Source organism: Bacillus sp. Marseille-Q3570, assembly GCF_946151055.1.
GTDB lineage: Bacteria > Bacillota > Bacilli > Bacillales > Fictibacillaceae > Pseudalkalibacillus.
Genome location: NZ_CAMGYZ010000004.1, coordinates 384041 through 405135 on the forward strand (window position 1 = coordinate 384041; position 21095 = coordinate 405135).

The following is a 21095-nucleotide window of genomic DNA, read 5'->3' on the forward strand; positions in this document are numbered from 1 at the left end:
TCCCATTATAAGCAAAAAAAACCGCCAGCTATCGGAATTTGGGTGATTTTTGACATTTGTCAACCACTTACTATATTTCCGTTACTGAAGGTTTTTAAACGGTGTTCTCTATACAGTTGTAAGCTCGGTAGGTACTTCTGCATCGGTATCATAAAGGGCGAATGTTTCACCAATTTCAAAACCACGTTTTTCTAAAGTTTGTTGTACCGACATCCTCGCCAGATCCTTCATATTGTTATCTTTGCTTAAATGAGCCAGATAGATGCGACGCGTTTTATCACCGATGATTTCAGCCAAAGCTTCACCTGCATCTTCGTTGGACACGTGCCCTTGATCCCCAAGAATTCGTCTTTTTATATTCCAAGGGTATTTCCCCATCATCAACATATCGATATCATGATTCGATTCGAAGATGATCATATCCGAATCTTTTACAGTTCCTTTGATCCGATCACTGACATAACCCATATCTGTTGCAAGGGTCAGTTTCTTTTCCCCATGATGGAAAACATAGAATTGGGGTGATGCGGCGTCATGCGATACGCCAAATGATTCGACATCCAGATCACCGAAGGTTTGTACCCGGTCACACTCAAAGTGAAATTTCAAATCCGTAGGAATTTTGCCGATTTGATTTTCCATTGCAAGCCATGTTTTTTCATTTGCATAAATGGGCAGTTTGAAACGCCGTGATAAAATCCCTAATCCTTTGATGTGATCACTATGTTCATGCGTTACGAGAATTCCATCAAGAAACTTCGGATCCCGGTTGATCTTTTTAAACAATGATTCTATTTTCTTTCCGCTTAGTCCGACATCGACAAGTAACCGGCTTGAATCGGTTTCAACATAACATGCGTTACCTGTACTACCACTGGCTAAAACACTGAATCTCACGTTATTCCTCACTTTCTTCTTCTTCATCTTTTTCAAGGGGTATAGGTGATGAATCTGTAGCATCCACCATCAATTCTTGTTCTTCCGTCACGATATGCCAGCTTGGAACAAACACTTTCCATCCGCCATTGGTAATTAACGTGAAATAAACGGGTTTGATATCTTGCAACTTCGTCCCATACGGGATGGCTTCAACTAAAAGAGCTTCTTCCGCTGTAATCAACTTCTCTATTTTTTCCTCTTTTCTAATTTGCATCGAGGTAAGACTATAACTTGTAATTTCTTCTTCATCAACCGAAATTTCAATGAGACCTGTCAAATTACCTTGAGAAATGGAATCGTTGAAATAAAAAGGTATTTCCTCTTGATGCTGTCTGAAAATATGAAGCTTTCTGTTGTCATCGTATTTCCAATATTGATATTGATCAGCATTCGGTACATAACCCTTGATGAACGTCTGAAGTTGTTCTTTGACATCACTGTGCGAGGAAAGTGGATATGGTTCCTTCAATTTTGAATGGATGACTTTATCAGCTAATACACTGATTTCCTGATTTTTGTTTTTATCAGTAAAGGCCTCAATCGATTGTTCATCAAATAATGTAGCTGTACCGCTTACAACATAAAGCTCTTTTGGGATTTTCGGATAATCTTCTTCAAAATCGATTTTATCAACCAGCTTATTCAACGTTTCTTCCTCAATCGTATCAAATTCCGGATTTATTTTCTCAAAATACTCAGTTCCTAGATAGACATTTAAAATCAGGAAGGAGAAAATGAAAATGGTTTTTATATTTTTCCAATCCATACATTACCCTCCCTGCTTCGATAAAGGCTCATCTTTAGGAAATTTCACTCTCACCCAATCCTTTACCCAAGTTGACTTATAATACCATGCTGGTTCCAGAGAAAATAAAGTATCACTTTCTGCAGGACGAAGGACATATCCAATCGTTATATCTGTAATGTCTTCGGGATCGGGGACCGCAGATAAAGCTTCAATGACTTCAGACCCTTTTTCCAAAACGTCCAATGGAGGGTTGATTTCTGTTGGAGCTTTCAAATACGTAAGTGAACGCCTGTACTCATCGGCTTGATTGGCTGTCCATTTCAAGTTGATTTCTCCGATAGAATTGAAATTATTCAGGACAGGAAAACCGTTTATGATCATCCGATACGCAATCTCCGTTTGACTATTGGTTGTCTCATCATCAATAGTTGAATCGTTATAGTAGTACAGATGATACTTATCAGTCCAACCTGCATGGTTATTGATAAAATCAAGGCTTTGAATAATCTGGTTTTGTCTCATCACATTGTCTTGACTGGTCCAATTGCTGTTATAAATGAATTTATTCTCGTTTTCATAATAAGCGATAAAACTTTTTGATTTACCGTAAAGGATTCTATCCTCCATTTTCTCCGTAACAACATTACTTGGCAATAGTGCTCTTACGAATAAATCGATATCTAATTGATGGGGTCTGTATAAGTAAGTATCTATCTTAATTTGATCAACTGGCAGATAAAACGTCCTTTTATTCTCTCCCAGTTCAAATGATTCTACTTGTATCGTATTCTCGGAACTAATCATTTTATCGATCGATGTTTTAATCTTATTATCAGACAACTGAAATTGATAGGCAACACGCTCCTTCAGTTGATCGATTTCATAAGAATTCCCTTCAGGTTCAAAGACGAATTGCAAATTCCATTCTCCATCCGTCTCGAAAACTCTCAATCGTTTGACATTGCCTTTATTATTTTCGAATGGATTCTCCTTACTGAAATGGAATGTTTCCTTCAATACGTCTATTGGAATTGCGACAGGATAGACGATATCAATGCCATCTGATGGAATGTTCGCTTTATATTCAACTGATTTTTTACTACTATCACTGATTAATAAAGTCGATTGTAATCGATCATAGATTTCATTCTGGTCTTTTGAATAGGACCAAAAATGTTCTCCACCCTTGTGAAGAACTATTTGTCTTGGCTGGATAATATTCGCTAACTTTTCCGACTTACCATCCTCATCTTGAGGGATTTTCGTTTCAATGGTTGCCTCGTTTTCAAGCACTTTATTATTTGGAGTAAAGGTCCACAAATTATAAGTCAAGAAAATACTGAGTATAATAAGAAGAGTCAACAAGATCGTCTTGATAATTTCAATATTGTTCCATATAGAAGAATAGGATTTTTTCAGTTGACGGGTGAATCTCTTCATTATCATTACTCTTTTGCCTCCCTGGTATAGTGAGTAGGAAGTGTCACATGGATGGTTGTTCCTTTCCCATACTCGCTTTCAGCCCAGATTTCCCCTTTATGGGCTTTGACCACTTCACTCGCAATTGCCAGACCTAATCCTGTACCTCCAATTTCTCGAGAACGAGCTTTGTCGACACGATAGAATCGATCGAATACTTTCGTAAGGTTCTGTTTTGGAATTCCGACCCCTTCATCTTTTATACTGATATGGATATTCGTAGCTTCTTTCTGAAGTCGGAAAGTCACTTTACCGCCATCTGGTGAATACTTCAATGCGTTGGATATGATATTATCCAGTACTTGAATGATCTTGTCCGGGTCAACCCGAACTGGCAATGGTTTATCATATAGGTGTTTTTCAAATGTTATCTTTTCACCTTTGGACATCTCAAAACGATCGATTACTTGTTGCATTAAACCGGTTAAATTGACTTTCTGGAAATTCAGCTGATAGTCTTTGTTATCCATTTTTGACAATTGTAGAAGGTCTGTCACAAGCCGGATCATCCGTTCTGTTTCCGTTTGAGTAACATTCAAAAACTTTGGTGCGAGATTTTCATTTTGCCATGCACCTTCAGCCAATGCTTCTAGATAGCTCCTCATCGTCGTCAAAGGAGTCCTAAGTTCATGCGAAACATTGGATACGAATTCTCTGCGTTCCTTTTCAATCTGTTCCTGTTCGGTTACATCATGCAAGACGGTGATAATCCCATTTACAGGTCCATCATCTTTTTGGATGACGGAAAAGCTTGCACGGATAATAAAAGGGACTTCATTCGAGCTGTAGTCAAGGATTAACGAGCTTGGTGATTCCTCTAATTGTTCAATGGAGAAATCTTCTTCTACGCCTAAGATTTCTGGTAAAAACCTACCCATTGCTTCATGCCGGGATAAAGATAGCATTTCTTCAGCACGGTCATTCATAAGGATGATATATCCATCTCGATCAGTTGCCATTACACCATCGGTCATATAGGAAAGGACAGAACGCAACTTTGTCCGTTCGCTTTCCGTGATCTCGTTAGCCTCTTGTAACTTTTGAGTCAAATCATTAAAGGACGCTGCAAGTTGTCCAATTTCGTCCTGATCATATACCCTTACCTTACGTGTGAAATCTCCTCTCGCCATGACTTTCGCCTGCTTCTGCATATCTGCTAACGGCCTGGTGATCGTCCGGGCAAGAATGATGCCTAATAATGCGGTTATTGCCAGGGCAATAATTGTCGCATTTGCTAGAATTTCGTTGAGTGTTTGGGATAATTCGTATATTTCTTCAATTGATGCCTGGATATATATAGCGCCTAATATTTCTCCATTTGGCTCATTTATGATAGGTTGTGCAACCACATAAATACGATTCCCATCTTCATTTTGATAAATATCGTTCGTGCTCGAACCGAGAAGTGCTCTGGAAATTTCACGATGGGAGGCTTTTTTTCCGATCTGCTCCTCATCATTCGCACCTATGATTTGCAGATCCGTATTGACCACCCATAATCGATCCATATCCTTAATTGAAAAATCACTGATAAGAGAGGCTAACTTTTGTTTAGGCTCTTCTTTTTCTGACTCAGTCATCAGTCTTTCTAGTTCTTTCTCCAAAGTAGCTTCAATCATGCTGGCGTTCTCGTCGATATTTTTCGTAAAGTTCTCTTTCAGTTTATCTTCTTGCCGCTCCATAAAAAGAACGCCAATGACTTGCATGGCGATTATGATAAGAAGTATATAAACCACAACAAATTTAAAATGTATTGATTTAAAGAAGCCAACCTTTTTCATTGAATTACTCCTGGTCTGGATTTCTTAGATAATACCCTACTCCACGTCTTGTAATGATCCACATCGGATGACTCGGATTGTCCTCCACTTTTTCTCTAAGACGACGAACGGTTACGTCAACGGTCCGAACATCACCAAAATAATCATATCCCCACACCGTCTGAAGCAGATGTTCACGGGTCATGACTTGTCCTGTATGTTTCGCCATATAATGCAACAACTCAAATTCCCGATGAGTCAACTCGATCGTTTCCCCGCGCTTTGTTACGAGATATGCTTCAGGGTGGATCGTCAACGCACCAATCTTGATTTCACTTGTACCATCAAGACCTTCACGCTCACCTTCTTGTTGATGACGGCGCATATTCGCTTTCACACGAGCGATAAGCTCACGTGTACTGAACGGTTTTGTCACATAATCATCTGCGCCAAGCTCTAACCCTAAAACTTTATCAATTTCAGAATCTTTCGCTGTAAGCATGATGATCGGCATGTCATATTTTTTCCGAAGTTCACGACAAACTTCCATGCCATCCTTTTGCGGAAGCATGATATCAAGAAGAATCATATCCGGCATTTCTTCTTCTACTTTTTCAAGTGCAGTTGCACCATCATATGCACAAACGACTTCAAATCCTTCTTTTTCTAAATTGAATTGTAAAATATCTGCAATCGGCTTTTCATCATCTACAACTAAGATTTTCTTATCCATATACTTGGTCTCCTTTTCATATAAAGAAACTTTCTTTAAAGGTAAGTTAAAACCAATTCAATTTCATGAATTTCGTTATTTTTCGTTTTCATAGTTTTCACTTATTTTACCACACAATACGGTAATGAGGAAATTTACACTTTTTTAACTTATTTATAGAAAAACCTCTAGCAGGATTACCTGCCAGAGGTGATTGATTATTGACTGACATAATTCAGTGGATTTTGCAGCGCCCCGTTTTTATAAAGTTCAAAATGAAGGTGAACGCCTGTTGAATTTCCTGTTGAGCCCATAACTCCGATTTTTTGTCCTTTTTTGACTGTTTCTCCTGGAGATACACTAATCGAAGCAAGATGAGCGTATATCGTTTTGAACCCGTTATTATGGTTGATCACGATTTTGTTTCCATATCCACCAGTTGTGAAGCCTGCCGATACGACTTTACCATTATCTGCAGCAAGAACTGAACGATTGCTTGGTCCTGCGATATCAATTCCTTTATGATCCCTTCCCCAACGTTGTCCTTTATGGCTGGTTACTTTTCCTCCGACAGTCGGCCAATGAAATGACCCTGTACCCTGGGACGGAATCTCTTTCGTTCCTTTAAGCTTAATTTCTTTCACTGGTTCAGAAAGGATTTTCTCATCCAGCACTTTTTCTTCAGTCACTTTTCCATTTGTTTTTGTAATGGCATATTGAACACTCTTCTTGCCATCTTTACCTTTTTGTTTAACTTTTGTTTTGCCCTTCAGAAGTGAATCGTCTTCTTTCACATCTGTTTCATGATCGATTACATACTCTTTCGTCAATCTTTCTTTGACGATTACTTGAGCATAAGGCTCATAAGCCAATACGATCAATTCTTGTCCCTGTTTCAATTTATCCTCTTTATTCAGCTTAGGATTCAACTCATATAATTTTTCCTGATTGAGATCGAATTTTTTTACAATAGACTCGATCGTATCATCTTTTTCAACTTCATATTTCTTTTTTTCGAAGGTTCCCTTTTCAAAGCGGGATAAAGCATCTTCTGGTTCTGTAAGCTCATCTACTCTAACTTTTACTGGTTCAAGATTCTCTTTTTGATCGAAGGATACACTTAGAACTTTGTCCTCTTTTTTTGTATCTTCTTCCTTTTCATCACTATCTTCTTTTTCCAATCGATCAAGTGTTTTTTTATCTGTATATTCTAGCTTTATGTCACGGAGTACTTTTTGAGCTTCTTCTTTGTTTTTGAAGTAGCCAAGTGTATTTCCTCCAAAAGATAATTTTACACCTTGAACACCAATCGTTAGCCGGTCTTCAAGTTTTTGTTTAATAGATATATGATTTACTTCAGGATTGAAAATTCTTTCAGGAACGTACTGAACATTTTCATTTACAGTCAACTGTACATCCTTGAAACGATCTTCAGCTTTCTTTTGAATATCACTTTTGATGTCTTCTACGACACTCTTCTCATTTACAAGTCCAATATTTTCACCATCCACATAAACATGGTAAACCGTTTTGATCAGTTCAAAGCGATCGTCCTGTGCTAATGTAGTAGCTGTAAATCCTAACACCCCAAGTACAAATACCAGAACAGTCAACAAGGCAATTTTTTGTAATCGCCACATTCTAGCTCTCTTAACCCTACTTTTCCCTATAACTCTTTTTAACCTACTACTCCCCATACCCAAAACTGTTTGTCCCCTCCTACTATGAATCGTGCAGTATATTTGTAAGATATAATCGTGACTTTTAGTCTATTTCTAGAGATGACACCGTTATAAACGGTACCATAAGTCTAAATTATCCGACAATATATTACATAGTTTTGTAATGTAACTGTATTGTTGTTGTAAAAACATTTCCAGTTATTTGGGTATACAGGAAAATAAACCTAAAAATCTCAACAAAAAAAAGCATGATTCGAAGTCATGCAATAATGAATGGTGGCTCGAGACGGAATCGAACCGCCGACACGAGGATTTTCAGTCCTCTGCTCTACCGACTGAGCTATCGAGCCATATGAAGTTAAAAATGTCCGTCGGTTCCCTGTCCCTTCCTCTATAAGCCTACGCTTCCGCTGTTAGCTGTGTCGGGACAACTCGTTGTTTTTTCACGATGAACCGCTCGTGACTGAGCTACCGGGCCATATGAAGTATGATTGTCTGTTATTTAAATGGCGGACCCGACCGGATTCGAACCGGCGATCTCCTGCGTGACAGGCAGGCATGTTAACCCCTACACCACGGGTCCTTATAAATTAGAGTTCCTACAAAAGAAAATGGTCAGTCATGAAGGACTCCGACGCGCCAGCTAGTCCTGCTGACATATCTTTCTTTCAATCTTCTACAGGGGAACCGTAGGTGAGAGTCCCTACAAAGAAATGGTGAGCCATGAAGGACTCGAACCTTCGACCCTCTGATTAAAAGTCAGATGCTCTACCGACTGAGCTAATGGCTCTCGTTAATAATGAAGTTAAATCACCTTTATGTCCCTTCCTCTACCAGCAATTTTTATCGAAGAAGGTTGTGTCGGGACAACTCATAGCTAATTCATGTAGCTTTGTTCGTTGCTCTACCGACTGAGCTAATGGCTCTCGTAGCATATTCATCTTGTGTCCTTTCCTCTACATGCTAATCCTACCGTGGTAGGGTGCGTCAGGACAACAAAATAAATCGTATCATGTAACCTAGTAAAATACAATAAAAATTCGACAAGTTTTGTTACTTTTATTTATTTTTCATAATTGAGGATTTTGACATGTCATGCGCTTATAATTTATCAACGGAAAACCAACGGGGCGACAACATTTGGACATGTTTCACTCTACCATTAATCTTACTAACTATGACACAAAAATACCAGGTATCCTCTTAGATACCTGGTTGTAATTTCAAGAACAATCATTTTCTGAAATTATGCAAATACGCCTCTTACCATATTCGTCTGCTTACGATCTGGACCTACTGAGAAAATCGACAATGGAATTCCAGTTAATTGTGAAATCCGTTCGATATAGTGACGTGCGTTTTCTGGAAGCTCGTCTAATGAACGTACCCCTGTGATGTCTTCTGTCCAACCTGGCATTTCTTCAAAAACAGGTTCACATTCTGCCAACACTTTCAAGCTTGCAGGAAACTCTTCCATCACTTCACCTTTATATTGATAAGCTGTACAGATCTTCAACGTCTCGATGCCTGTCAAAACATCAATCGAGTTCAGTGACAAGTCCGTAATTCCACTTACACGTCGTGCATGCCGGACAACTACACTGTCAAACCAGCCTACACGTCTTGGTCGTCCTGTAGTCGTTCCGTATTCATTACCAACTTCACGGATCTGGTCTCCGGTTTCATCATGAAGTTCTGTCGGGAATGGTCCATCTCCAACACGTGTGGTATACGCTTTGGATACACCGACAACATGATGGATCTTTGATGGTCCCACACCTGAACCAATCGTAACTCCACCAGCTATGGGATTGGATGATGTGACGAATGGATATGTTCCTTGATCAATATCAAGCATGACACCTTGAGCTCCTTCAAATAGCACCCTACGTCCGTTATCAAGTGCATCATTCAAGGTAACTGAAGTGTCGGTTACGTATTTTGCAATTTGCTGACCATATTCAAAGTATTCATCGAGGATGTCTTCTAATTTCAATCCCTCAACTTCATATACTTTTTCAAATAATCGGTTCTTTTCGCGTAAATTACGCTCAAGTTTTTCTGCGAATTCTTCCTTATCCAGTAGATCTGCAATTCGGATACCAGTACGAGCTGCTTTATCCATATATGCTGGCCCGATGCCCTTTTTCGTTGTACCGATTTTGTTTTCGCCTTTGCTTTCTTCCTCTAAAATATCAAGTTTTAAATGATAGGGAAGAATGACATGCGCACGATTGCTGATCCGTAAGTTATCTGTGCTGACGCCATGATCGTGAAGATATTTCAATTCTTCCACGATTGCTTTCGGATCGATTACCATTCCATTTCCAATGACGCATGTTTTGTTATCGTAAAAAATTCCAGATGGAATCAAGTGTAGTTTGTATTTCTTATCATTGAACACGATGGTATGACCGGCATTATTTCCACCCTGATAACGTGCAATAACTTCCGCATCTTGCGATAAATAATCAGTGATTTTTCCTTTTCCTTCGTCTCCCCATTGGGTACCTACTACAACAACAGAACTCATATTTACACCTCCAAGGTTATGTAACAGTTCGTCTATTGCTTTAAAAACAATGCTAAGTGTATCAATTTAACGTGCTAATGTCAATAAATCCGAACATTAATGTAATATCTTTTTAATATGTTCGTTATTAGTACACCTAATGCTTCTATTTTTTGTAACACAGTATTATTATCTTTTCCATAATCAAAGGTTTTGTTATTCATTTTTATTGGATTCTTCAAAATTCACTCTTTTTCCGATACGCAAGAGCCCCTACTTGCACACGGATCTCAAAACAAAAGTGAAATCATTTATGTGTTTGCGAGGAGAATTGTAGCAATGTTCGCGTTGAAACAGAATAAGACAGAGCGATCGAATCGCTCTGTCTTTATGCCCCAGGCGGCATTTCATTCTCATCGAAACGCCGTTCCAAATTGACGAATTTATTGTATTCTTTTACGAAAGCAAGTTCAACTGTTCCAACCGGGCCATTACGTTGCTTTGCGATGATGATTTCAATGATGTCTTTGTTTTCACTTTCTTTATCATAATAATCATCACGATAAAGGAAAGCAATGATATCCGCATCCTGCTCGATACTTCCCGATTCACGTATATCAGACATCATTGGTCTTTTATCCTGTCTGGATTCCACTCCACGCGAGAGCTGGGATAGAGAGATGACAGGCACTTCAAGTTCACGTGCCAAACCTTTCAGTGAACGTGAAATTTCTGATACTTCCTGCTGTCGGTTTTCTCCGGGCTTTCCACTTCCGAGGATCAATTGCATGTAATCGATCAGAATCATGCCAAGTCCTTTTTCTTGCTTTAAACGACGGCATTTTGCACGGATATCACTAACACGCACACCAGGTGTATCATCGATATAGATACCGGCATTTGAGAGGCTCCCCATCGCCATCGTGAGCTTTTGCCAGTCTTCAGGCTGCAGGTCCCCTGTACGGAGACGCTGTGCATCGATGTTACCTTCTGCACACAGCATACGCATGACGAGCTGTTCGGCTCCCATCTCTAAACTGAAGATAGCTATATTCTCATCCGTCTTCGTTGCGACGTTTTGTGCGATATTCAACGCAAAAGCCGTTTTACCAACAGATGGACGGGCTGCAACGATGATCAAATCATTTCGTTGGAAGCCAGCCGTGATCCGATCAAGCTCGACGAATCCTGTAGGGATACCAGTAATATCCCCTTTTTTATTTTGGAGCATTTCAATATTATCGTAGGCTTGGACGAGAACATCTTTTATCGATTTGAACACCCCGGTGTTTTTCCGTTGTGCAACTGCAAGTATATTCTTTTCTGCTTCATTCAAAATCTGTTCAACTTCATCTTCACGCGAATAACCGTTTGCTGCAATATCTGTTGCTGCCCGGATCAAACGTCTAAGCAAAGATTTCTCTTCGACGATCTGCCCGTAATACTCGATATTCGCGGCTGTTGGCACTGAATTGGCAAGGTCGCTTAAATACGATACCCCGCCTACTTCCTCCAGAAGCTTACGGTCCTGTAATTCCGATGTGACTGTTACTAGATCAATAGGTTCCCCTTTTTCTGATAAATCGACCATCACAGAGAAAATTCGTTGATGACCCGCCCGATAAAAATCCTCAGGCATCAGAAGCTCTGTTGCAGTCGTCAACGCTTCAGGCTCTAGAAAGACAGCCCCAAGGACTGCCTGTTCTGCTTCAATATTATGAGGAGGGATCCGATCTGAGAAAAGATCACTCATTGCTTTTCCTCCTGTTCATTCCTATTATTTCTGTTCTGTTACATGTACTTTCAAAGTAGCTGTTACTTCTGGGTGAAGTTTGATAGGTACATTCGTATATCCTAACGAACGGATTGGGTCTGAAAGTTCGATTTTCCGCTTATCAACTTTATAGTTCTTCTTTTTCAACTCAGCTGCAATTTGCTTGCTAGTGACTGAGCCGAATAAACGGCCGCCTTCACCTGCTTTGGTAGAGAGCTCAATCGTAAGCTTTTCCAACTCATCTTTGAGTTTGACAGCTTCGTGGCGTTCTTCTTCTGCTTGTTTCTTTTCACTTTCTTTCTTTTTCTCGAGTGTTTTCAGGTTGCCTTTATTCGCTTCCTTCGCAAGGTTGTTCGGGAATAGGTAGTTGCGTGCATACCCTTCCGAAACGTTCTTCACTTCACCTTGTTTTCCTTTACCCTTTACATCTTTGATAAAGATAACCTTCATTCCTCGTCTCCCCCTTCAAAATATTGATCTATGATTTCTTTCAATTGTCGTTCAGCTTCATCAATCGTGACATCTTCTAATTGTGCTGCAGCATTTGTCAAATGACCGCCGCCATCAAGCTTTTCCATGATCATCTGTACATTGACGTCTCCGAGTGAGCGTGCACTGATACTGACTTTATCATCAATACGCCTTGAAATTACAAACGATGCCAAAACCCCGGACATGGATAACAGCGTATCCGCAGCCTGGGCTATAAGGACTTGACCGTATTCTTCATCTTCTTCGCCCTTCGCGACTGCAATTCCACCTTTATAAATGTGGGAGTTCTCAATCAATCTGGAACGTTTTACATACCGTTCGATGTCTTCTTTAAGAAACTTTTGCACAAGAATCGTATCAGCCCCATGAGAGCGTAAGTAAGAAGCCGCATCAAATGTCCTTGACCCCGTCCGTAACGTGAAACTCTTCGTATCTACAATAATACCAGCTAATAAAGCAGTTGCCTCCAGGATTTCCATTTTTCTAAGTTTTGGTTGGTATTCTAGTAATTCGGTGACTAGCTCAGCCGTAGACGATGCATAGGGCTCCATGTACACAAGTACTGGATCATCGATGAAATCTTCCCCGCGTCGGTGATGGTCGATGACGATCACCTTCTCAAGCTTATTAACGAGTTTCTCTTCAATGACGAGTGATGGCTTATGGGTATCCACCACAACAAGGAGAGTGTTTGGCGTAGCCCGTTCCAGTGCTTCCTCAGGGGTGACAAAGTGTTCCCAAAGTTCTTCTTTTTCTTTAATTTCCTCCAGCAACCGTTGAATGCCGATATCGACATCATTCTGATCCAGTACGACACTGCATGGCTTCTCGTTGATGGTTGCTACTTTCAATATCCCGATACTAGCTCCCAGAGCATCCATATCCGGGTTTTTATGACCCATCACAATAACTTGATCGCTATCCAATACAAGCTCTGTGAGGGCATGTGAAATCACTCGTGCACGTACACGGGTGCGTTTTTCCATTGGATTCGTTTTCCCGCCATAGAAACGCACTTTCCCATTCGTCTGCTTGATCGCGACCTGGTCACCACCGCGTCCTAAAGCAAGATCCAAACTTGATTGGGCGAGCTGTCCTAGTTCCGGTAACAAAGCCGAACCACTACCGAGGCCGATACTCAAGGTCAGTGGAATATTCTGTTTTGAAGTAAGATCTCTCACTTCATCCAATAACGCGAATTTTGTTTTTTCAAGTTCAGCTAAAGTCCGTTGGTTCAATACAGCGATAAAACGTTCGGAAGAGGTCCCTTTCAGGAAAATACCGTAATCTGTCGCCCATTGATTCAAAATCGAAGTCACTTTACTGTTAATGTTACTGCGAACCTGATCGTTCATTCCCTGGGTCACTTCATCATAATTATCTAAAAAGATGAGACCTATGACGGTTTGTTCTTCATCATAAAGCCTTTCCACTTCCACTTGTTCTGTGACATCCGTAAAATACAGCAACCGCTCTTCCCTTTTCAGATAAACACGGTATTTCCGTTTATTCACCTTGATGATTTCTTCTTTTTCTTCACCTTTGATGAAGGGTACAAGCTCTTCAGAAATCAGGTTAAGGGAATTTCCAATGAACGATTCCTGTTCAATGATCGTTGTCAAATAAGGATTCGTCCATTCGATTTTATAATGTTCGTCGTAAAGGATGATCCCGATCGGCATTTCCATCAGGGCTTCTTCCCCTACTTTTTTCACGCGGTGCGAAAGCGTAGTAATATAATCTTCTATATTTGACCGGAATTCAATTTCCTTTATCAACGCAAAATAAACCGTCACTCCTAATATGACAAAAGCGACGATGCCCATTATCCAATTGTAATAGGTGATGATCCCTATGAACACAGCTAAAATTACAAGTAATAAAAGTATATGTAATTCCTGCCATCTCTTTTCAAAAAACTTCGGCATGATGGTCAGCTCCTACGCTTCAGGCTTTATCCGTTTTCTTAAATCAAACCCTAAGTCAATTATACCTAAGATTCGTACCACATGTAATCCCACAGGTATGATAAAAAGGCTTATGGTAACAAGTACCGGTATCGTCTTCCCTTTTTTCTTCACCCAGAAATAGAAATAGATGAATGCCAATCCCTGGATAGCGAGGACGATTTCCAAAACAATATATAAATTCATCGTGACGATATAAAGGGCCGATCCTTGTTCTGGATCCGTCATATAAAGCAAAATCGTTGCAAGATAATACCAGATGATGCTTTTTGGAAACGACCAATTCCGGAACGGCTCCCAATGTGGAACATCAACTTTAAACCTTTTCATGATCAAGTTGGTCACAAAAATAGATGCTAAGGCAAACACCACCGATAAGATAACAAACAATGCCGGTATGAGATATGGGACGATTTCTACGAGTTCCCTCAGTTGTTGAATGGTCGATTCAGCATCGCCACCCATTACACCACTGAATTTTTCCGTTAGAGCGATCGTCTCCTCAATCGATTGTTTCATTGTATCAATCAAGTTGATCTCTAATAAAAGGATACTAACGACATAGATTAAAATGAAATTTGCAAGGTAGGTCAATGCCGCTCCTGCCAAAAGACCGAAAGCGGAAGTCTTCTTCCTGTAAAGATGCCCCATGACTACTCCAACTGAGCCAAACAAAATCGGGACATTGATGGCAGTGACAGTACCTAAAATGATCGTCAATACCATCGTCGTCAGCACAAATACCAGACTTTTTTTCAACCCATGTCGTACTGTATAAATCGCATAGGGTAATGAGAGTAAAAAAATCGTAAATAAGGATAATACCGGTATGAAAAGTGTTATTAGAAATAATACAGCATAAAGAGAAGCGAGTATAGCCCCTTCTGTTAAAGCTCTTGTTCGATTCACGATGTCACCTCATCTGTAACTTAAATCCTTTTCTATTGTATGGGTTAATCAGTTCGTGTTCAAATATTAGTGGCTACCCTGAAAGAAATATTCCTTACTGTCCATCCTAGCCTAGAAATTGTGGATTTATCCTTTCTTCACGTACTTCGCCATCCTTTAAAACCAAGCTATAAGCAAATGTCTTCTTCCTAGAGGAAATGATATGCTCAAGTTTTCCATTTATATAATGAAGAGCAACTCCATCATCTGCTGCTATTCCTTCCTTTAAGGTTCCAGCCTTTAGATGGTGATGGAATGCCGGCCGACGTGCTTCCTCTCCATCATAATGCGGACAATGACTCCCCCTCAGGAACCCCAAGCATGTAATCGGTGAAATCTTATCTGGGAATGAATCGGTCAGTCCTTCTTCAAACCAACAGATGGATCCGGCACTAAGTCCCGCTAATACGTTTCCTTTTTTCCAAGAACGATATATGATTGCATCAAGTCCCCATTCTTTCCAAAGTGCTAGTAAATTCTTTGTATTGCCTCCACCTACATAAATGATATCTTGTTCCATCACGAATGTTTCCAGCGAACGTGGAGGTTTATAAAGTGATAGATACGTCGGTTGGCAGGATAAGGTTTCAAATGCACGCATGAACCTTTCGATATAACCATCAGCATCTCCACTAGCTGTCGGGAGAAAACAGATTTTCGGACGATTCTTTCCTGTCTGAGCCAAAATGTATTCGTCGAGAAGCAGATTATCGGGTTCCATTGAAAACCCGCCACCACCCATGGCAATGATGTGTGTATCCATCTCTTCAATCCTTTTCATTAGAATCTATAACATGATACTTTCAATACTTAGCTCCCATCTCCTTTAAATTAATTTTATATATGTATACAATAGGTTCATTTTGTTATGACTTAGTAAATGAAAAAAGACCCGCCCAGAATGGACATAGTCCTTCATCAAATGTGAAAACCTTGGAGCAGCTAATAGAAACATGTGCCTGGAAGCCGGTTATATGATCATCGTGTGTCAAGCGATAGAGGACCCTTTTCACTGGAGCTTCGGATGAGGGTTCATTAAAGGAGAATGAGGGGCTTCCATTCCATGAACGATTAGCTGACTCACACTACATAGTATGTAAAACGGACAAGTCTGTTTGGACAAGTGTTGATGCCTTTAGCACATTTTTATTCCGTTTATTGTAGGAGTATGTAACGAGCATACCGAATAAGGAAGTATCTACATAGAAATAAGGAGAATGTGCATGATCATCTTGATAAATGGTGCGTTCGGAGTTGGAAAGACAACCGTTGCCGAAAAGCTTACGTCCAAACTGGAAAACAGCATGATTTTCGATCCCGAAGAAGTTGGTTACATGCTGAGAAACATCGTAACGGACGACATCAAGCTTCTTCATGAAAAAACGGATGATTTCCAAGATATCCAACTTTGGAAATCGTTAACCGTTCACATTGCTGGCCTTTTGAAAAATACATATGGAAAAGACCTGATCATACCGATGACGATTCATAATAAATCTTATTTCCACTATATATTAGCTGGATTAACTGATATTGATGAGAGTACCTATCACTTCTGTCTCACTGCAGATCGGGAAACAATTCATGATAGATTGAGATCAAGAGGAGAAACTGAAGGCAATTGGTGTTTTCAACAGACTGAAAAGTGCCTCACTTCCTACCAAGACCCCTGCTTTCAGGCTTTCATCCAAACTGAGGATTTAAGTTTGGATGAAATTACGGAAATAATAAAAAAAGCAGTGGGATAATAAAGTCCCGCTGCTTTTTCATATCTACTCAGCAGAGTAAGGAAGCAATGCCATTTGACGGGCACGCTTGATTGCTCTTGTCAATTGGCGTTGATACTTCGCAGAAGTTCCAGTTACACGACGTGGAAGAATTTTTCCACGCTCGGAAACGAAACGCTTAAGAAGATCAACATCCTTATAGTCGATGTAAGTGATTTGGTTCACTGTGAAAAAGCAAACCTTTTTACGCTTTCTACGTCCTGGACGAGGCATTCAAAACCCTCCTTTACATTTTTGTTAATCGCTCATTTATGATCGTTGATGTCCATCAGAACGGTAAATCGTCATCTGAGATGTCGATTGGTTTACCATCATTTGCGAAAGGATCATCATTAAAGTCGTTTTTACGGTTCTGATTGCCACCGCCGAAATTCTGATTGCCAGAATTTCCGTAGCCTCCTCCTTGGCTTCCTTGTCCAGCGAAAGGATTATCCTGATCTCGATAGCCACCTTGATTAGATGAACCTGATCCAGATCCTGATCCCTTAGGCTCAAGGAATTGAACACTTTCTGCCATTACTTCGGTTACGTACACTCGACGACCTTCATTATTATCGTAAGAACGTGTTTGCAAACGGCCATCTACACCAGCCAAGCTTCCCTTTTTCAAGAAATTAGCTGCGTTTTCTGCTTGTCTGCGCCATACCACGATATTTATGAAATCCGCTTCACGATCCCCTTGTTGATTCGTGAAAGGACGGTTAACCGCCAGTGTAAAGTTTGCTACGGCCACGCCATTCGGTGTGTAACGCAGCTCCGGATCTTTCGTTAGCCGGCCGACAAGAATAATGCGGTTGATCAACAGAACCACTCCTTAAATTACTGCTGTTCGTTTACGATTGTCATAAAACGAAGAACGCTATCGTCGATCTTCATTAGACGGTCAAATTCGTTAATAGCTTCAGTTTCTGCATTTACATACATAACTGTATAGAAGCCATCACGGAAATCATTGATTTCATAAGCAAGACGACGCTTACCCATGTCATCAACTTTTTCGATTTCAGCACCGTTATCAGTGAGGATATTTTGAGCCTTTTCAGTTACAGCTTTCTTAGCATCCTCTTCTAGATTCGGGCGCAGAATGTACATGATTTCATATCTACGCATTCCGGTCACCTCCCTTTGGTCTTAGCGGCTTTTACTCTTGTAAAAGCAAGGAGAGTCAATTATCTGAACAATAATAACTCACACCGACTCATTATAGCAAAAAGTCCAAGCTCAAACAAGGGGGTTTCGTGATTCCAAACCGTTAAGTGTTTTGATTCTTCACTTTTCAACTAAACGTGGCAGACAATTGTTATTTTTCTGAGGCTAGAGTTTCTGTGTGGAGGCATTTCCTGAGCATAACGGATTTCAATGGATATTAGAGGACACCTGTTCCGTTATCTGTGACAAAAAGGGGTATTTCAAAAAAATAGAGGACATCTGTTCCTCTATTTGGGTGAAAAGCCACTGATTTTCAATGCTTTCCAGCAAATAAGGTTTCTGATGTCCTCTATTTTTGCAAAACATGACGTTTTAGTCTAAATAAGGTCTCCTGTGTCCACTAAATCCATACCGTGGCATCCTCTATATCCTGTCCGCTAAAAATCGTGTCATTTAAGCTGGTCTTTAAACGTTAAAGCGGAAGTGGATGACGTCTCCATCCAAAACAACATAGTCTTTTCCTTCTAAACGGACTTTTCCATTCTCACGTGCGATTGCCATTGAACCTGCTTCTACGAGTGCATCATAAGAAACGACTTCTGCACGGATGAATCCACGTTCGAAGTCAGTATGGATGATTCCTGCCGCTTGCGGTGCTTTCGTTCCCTGCCTAAACGTCCAAGCTCTTACTTCCTGTTCACCAGCCGTGAAATACGTAGCTAGACCAAGTAGATTGTAAGCTGCACGGATCAATTGGTCCAATCCGCTTTCCTCAATTCCTAGCTCTTCCAGGAAAGCTTCCTTTTCTTCTCCATCTAGTTCAGCAATCTCTGATTCAACTTTCGCACTGATAACAATCACTTCTGCATTTTCGTTGGCTGCATAATTCCTAACACGTTCAACAAGGTCATTACCGCCTTCAAGTAAGTCGTCTTCTCCTACATTCGCTACATACAGGACAGGTTTCATGGTAAGTAGATGCAGACCATGTACGAATTTCTTTTCTTCTTTCGTCAATTCTACACTTCGAGCTGGCTTCTCCTCTTCAAAAGCGATCTTCAATTTTGATAAGACTTCGAATTCATACGATGCTTCTTTATCTTTTTGGCGTGCCAATTTTTCCACTCGTGTAATTCTTTTCTCTACCGTTTCCATATCAGCGAAGATCAGTTCCAGGTTTATCGTTTCGATATCATCGATCGGATCGACTTTCCCTGATACGTGCGTGATGTTATCATCCTCAAAACAACGGACGACATGGGAAATTGCATCGACTTGACGAATGTGGGATAAGAATTGGTTCCCAAGCCCTTCCCCTTTACTTGCCCCTTTTACGATCCCGGCAATATCAGTGAATTCAAAATGTGTCGGTACTGTTTTTTTCGGATTCACCAGTTCAGTCAGTTTCTGTAAACGATGATCAGGTACATCTACAATCCCTACGTTCGGATCGATCGTACAAAACGGATAGTTCGCACTTTCCGCACCAGCCTGTGTGATCGCATTGAATAAAGTCGATTTTCCTACATTCGGCAATCCCACGATTCCAGTTGTTAAAGCCATCTATATACACTCCTTTGGTTGTCCACCTGTTATACATCCTTTCCAATTATAGAGAGAAGTGCTGAAAAAGACAAGAGTCGAAAGCGCGTCCGATCCACTCATCCGTTCGGTTATTACCGTTGTGAGGTATGATGTTCCACGTGAAACATCCACGCCATACCTGACGCCAAAATTAAAAAGCAAGCCTCGATGGCTCACTTTTTATCCGAAGTGATCACTTTCTTCAATTTTCGAACGAATTCCCTTCTCGGAAGTAAGACACTATGTTCGCATCCCATACACTTGATTCGTATGTCAGCACCTAACCGGATTACTTTCCAGCGATTTTCCCCACAAGGATGAGGTTTTTTCATTTCGACAATATCATTAAGATCAAACTCTTTTGTCTGACTCATAGCATCTGTCCCTCCATTCTTATCCATCGGCTATTTCGTTACTTCTATATTACAAAGGATGTGCCCTGTACGCAAGATACTTCAACACCTTATGTTTTTTCGGCACGGTTCAAGAACGGCTGAAGGATGATCGCTGCTAAAATGTAGAGGTTAACGATCCCGTAAATCGGGTATAAGACCGCTATAAGAGTCGAAAAACCAAAGATCGTCAATGGCATCATGACTACCAGCAAGACCGCACTCATTAACCATAACGGCATTGCGGTTTTATTACGGAATCTTGAAACGATTCCAAATACGCCGGATGCTGCTGTCGTATAAATCGCAATCCATAAAAGGATCGACATGATCAATACCCAGAAATAGGGGTAGTGTTTCAAAATCCCAAACAAAGGAATTTCATAAAGCATGATCTCATTTGCAATGGAAATCAACGATTGGTTATACAAAAGCGAAATACCGCCAAGCACAACCCCGCTTCCAATGCTTGCTATGAGAATTTCTCCTTTATGGTGAATCTGGTTTCCTACCGCTGACAATACAGCTATGAGAGGTAAAATGTTGAGTGCTGTAAATGTAAAAGCTGACGGCCAATTCGATTGGTGGCGCAAATCGATTGGAAACTGATCCATGTGATTCTTAGTGAATAAAAATAAAACGAATAATAACAAAATGACCAGTATTGGAATGACGAAAGCGTTCATGGAAATCATCCCTTCCACATCCCAAAAGAATAACAAGACGAGCAAGGTGACGATGAATAAGACACCAGCCCAATAGGGAACTCGGAAGGTATGCAAGGTAGCTCCTCCACCTGCAAGCATCACTACTGTTGTTGAGAATAAATACAAGATGATCAATATATCGAATAGTCCGCTCGCTCTCGTTCCAATCAATTTTTCTAAAACGGGTCGGTAATGGATCGTTTTCTGTTCATAACCCATCGACATGATGACGTAACAACAAAAACTGAACAATAGGGAAAACAAGACGATGGCAAGTACACTTTCTTGCCCAAAAAATTGCCACAGTTCTCTTCCTGAGGCATATCCTGCTCCTATTACGGTTCCTAAGATTAGGAACATCCATTGCAATCCTGATCGCACCAATTCTTTATCCTCCCTAACGTTTAGTATTTATCGGATTTATGTATAGAGTCCAAATTTTATCCGTATACTGATACTACTA

General features: G+C 40.4%; 19 protein-coding genes and 3 tRNA genes. 1 reads left to right on the top strand and 21 read right to left on the bottom strand.

Features of this window, described 5'->3' with window-relative positions; all coding sequences use genetic code 11:
- Window positions 1-108 precede the first annotated feature (108 nt).
- The 15 genes from N8M93_RS09735 to N8M93_RS09805 all read right to left on the bottom strand — a co-directional run bounded on the left by N8M93_RS09735 (window position 109) and on the right by N8M93_RS09805 (window position 15776).
- On the bottom strand, window positions 109-924 hold the full coding sequence (locus N8M93_RS09735; RefSeq protein WP_261131469.1) for an MBL fold metallo-hydrolase: 816 nt from the start codon (window positions 922-924) through the stop codon (window positions 109-111).
- Window positions 899-1705, bottom strand: a complete 807-nt coding sequence (locus tag N8M93_RS09740; RefSeq protein WP_261131378.1) for a two-component system regulatory protein YycI — start codon at window positions 1703-1705, stop codon at window positions 899-901. The genes N8M93_RS09735 and N8M93_RS09740 overlap by 26 nt, the downstream gene beginning before the upstream one ends.
- Window positions 1706-1708: 3 nt before the next feature.
- The gene (locus tag N8M93_RS09745; protein ID WP_261131380.1) at window positions 1709-3133 is read right to left on the bottom strand and encodes a YycH family regulatory protein; all 1425 of its coding nucleotides are present in this window, start codon (window positions 3131-3133) and stop codon (window positions 1709-1711) included.
- Window positions 3133-4947, bottom strand: a complete 1815-nt coding sequence (gene walK / locus N8M93_RS09750) for a cell wall metabolism sensor histidine kinase WalK (protein ID WP_261131381.1) — start codon at window positions 4945-4947, stop codon at window positions 3133-3135. The genes N8M93_RS09745 and walK overlap by 1 nt, the downstream gene beginning before the upstream one ends.
- Before the next feature lie 4 nt (window positions 4948-4951).
- Window positions 4952-5659: a response regulator YycF gene (gene yycF / locus N8M93_RS09755; protein ID WP_221567488.1), complete on the bottom strand. Its 708-nt coding sequence runs from the start codon at window positions 5657-5659 to the stop codon at window positions 4952-4954.
- Window positions 5660-5856: 197 nt separating this feature from the next.
- Window positions 5857-7278: a M23 family metallopeptidase gene (locus N8M93_RS09760; protein WP_261131384.1), complete on the bottom strand. Its 1422-nt coding sequence runs from the start codon at window positions 7276-7278 to the stop codon at window positions 5857-5859.
- A gap of 316 nt (window positions 7279-7594) precedes the next feature.
- Window positions 7595-7670, bottom strand: a tRNA-Phe gene (locus N8M93_RS09765).
- A 157-nt stretch (window positions 7671-7827) separates the two neighbouring features.
- A tRNA-Asp gene (locus N8M93_RS09770) sits at window positions 7828-7903 on the bottom strand.
- A gap of 131 nt (window positions 7904-8034) precedes the next feature.
- Window positions 8035-8110 (bottom strand) — tRNA-Lys (locus tag N8M93_RS09775).
- Between the two features lie 456 nt (window positions 8111-8566).
- Window positions 8567-9853: an adenylosuccinate synthase gene (locus tag N8M93_RS09780; protein ID WP_261131386.1), complete on the bottom strand. Its 1287-nt coding sequence runs from the start codon at window positions 9851-9853 to the stop codon at window positions 8567-8569.
- 367 nt (window positions 9854-10220) lie between these two features.
- Window positions 10221-11585, bottom strand: a complete 1365-nt coding sequence (gene dnaB / locus N8M93_RS09785) for a replicative DNA helicase (protein WP_261131389.1) — start codon at window positions 11583-11585, stop codon at window positions 10221-10223.
- Between the two features lie 24 nt (window positions 11586-11609).
- Window positions 11610-12056: a 50S ribosomal protein L9 gene (rplI, locus tag N8M93_RS09790; RefSeq protein WP_261131391.1), complete on the bottom strand. Its 447-nt coding sequence runs from the start codon at window positions 12054-12056 to the stop codon at window positions 11610-11612.
- The gene (locus N8M93_RS09795; RefSeq protein WP_261131393.1) at window positions 12053-14026 is read right to left on the bottom strand and encodes a DHH family phosphoesterase; all 1974 of its coding nucleotides are present in this window, start codon (window positions 14024-14026) and stop codon (window positions 12053-12055) included. The genes rplI and N8M93_RS09795 overlap by 4 nt, the downstream gene beginning before the upstream one ends.
- Window positions 14027-14038: 12 nt before the next feature.
- Window positions 14039-14974: a YybS family protein gene (locus N8M93_RS09800; protein ID WP_261131395.1), complete on the bottom strand. Its 936-nt coding sequence runs from the start codon at window positions 14972-14974 to the stop codon at window positions 14039-14041.
- A 106-nt stretch (window positions 14975-15080) separates the two neighbouring features.
- On the bottom strand, window positions 15081-15776 hold the full coding sequence (locus N8M93_RS09805) for a peptidase E (RefSeq protein ID WP_261131397.1): 696 nt from the start codon (window positions 15774-15776) through the stop codon (window positions 15081-15083).
- A 460-nt stretch (window positions 15777-16236) separates the two neighbouring features.
- Between N8M93_RS09805 and N8M93_RS09810 the strand changes: the two genes are divergently transcribed.
- Window positions 16237-16761 carry an AAA family ATPase gene (locus tag N8M93_RS09810; protein WP_261131399.1) on the top strand — a complete coding sequence of 175 codons (525 nt, stop codon included), beginning with the start codon at window positions 16237-16239 and terminating at the stop codon, window positions 16759-16761.
- 24 nt (window positions 16762-16785) lie between these two features.
- Here N8M93_RS09810 and rpsR read toward each other — a convergent pair whose 3' ends face one another.
- The 6 genes from rpsR to N8M93_RS09840 form a co-directional block, all read right to left on the bottom strand.
- Window positions 16786-17013 carry a 30S ribosomal protein S18 gene (gene rpsR / locus N8M93_RS09815; RefSeq protein ID WP_221567495.1) on the bottom strand — a complete coding sequence of 76 codons (228 nt, stop codon included), beginning with the start codon at window positions 17011-17013 and terminating at the stop codon, window positions 16786-16788.
- Window positions 17014-17068: 55 nt separating this feature from the next.
- The gene (gene ssb, locus N8M93_RS09820; RefSeq protein ID WP_261131401.1) at window positions 17069-17602 is read right to left on the bottom strand and encodes a single-stranded DNA-binding protein; all 534 of its coding nucleotides are present in this window, start codon (window positions 17600-17602) and stop codon (window positions 17069-17071) included.
- Window positions 17603-17619: 17 nt separating this feature from the next.
- The gene (gene rpsF, locus N8M93_RS09825; protein WP_261131402.1) at window positions 17620-17910 is read right to left on the bottom strand and encodes a 30S ribosomal protein S6; all 291 of its coding nucleotides are present in this window, start codon (window positions 17908-17910) and stop codon (window positions 17620-17622) included.
- Between the two features lie 504 nt (window positions 17911-18414).
- Window positions 18415-19512: a redox-regulated ATPase YchF gene (gene ychF, locus N8M93_RS09830; RefSeq protein ID WP_261131403.1), complete on the bottom strand. Its 1098-nt coding sequence runs from the start codon at window positions 19510-19512 to the stop codon at window positions 18415-18417.
- A 194-nt stretch (window positions 19513-19706) separates the two neighbouring features.
- Window positions 19707-19907, bottom strand: a complete 201-nt coding sequence (locus N8M93_RS09835; protein WP_261131405.1) for a DUF951 domain-containing protein — start codon at window positions 19905-19907, stop codon at window positions 19707-19709.
- Window positions 19908-19996: 89 nt separating this feature from the next.
- The gene (locus N8M93_RS09840; protein ID WP_314728273.1) at window positions 19997-21013 is read right to left on the bottom strand and encodes a hypothetical protein; all 1017 of its coding nucleotides are present in this window, start codon (window positions 21011-21013) and stop codon (window positions 19997-19999) included.
- Window positions 21014-21095 lie beyond the last annotated feature (82 nt).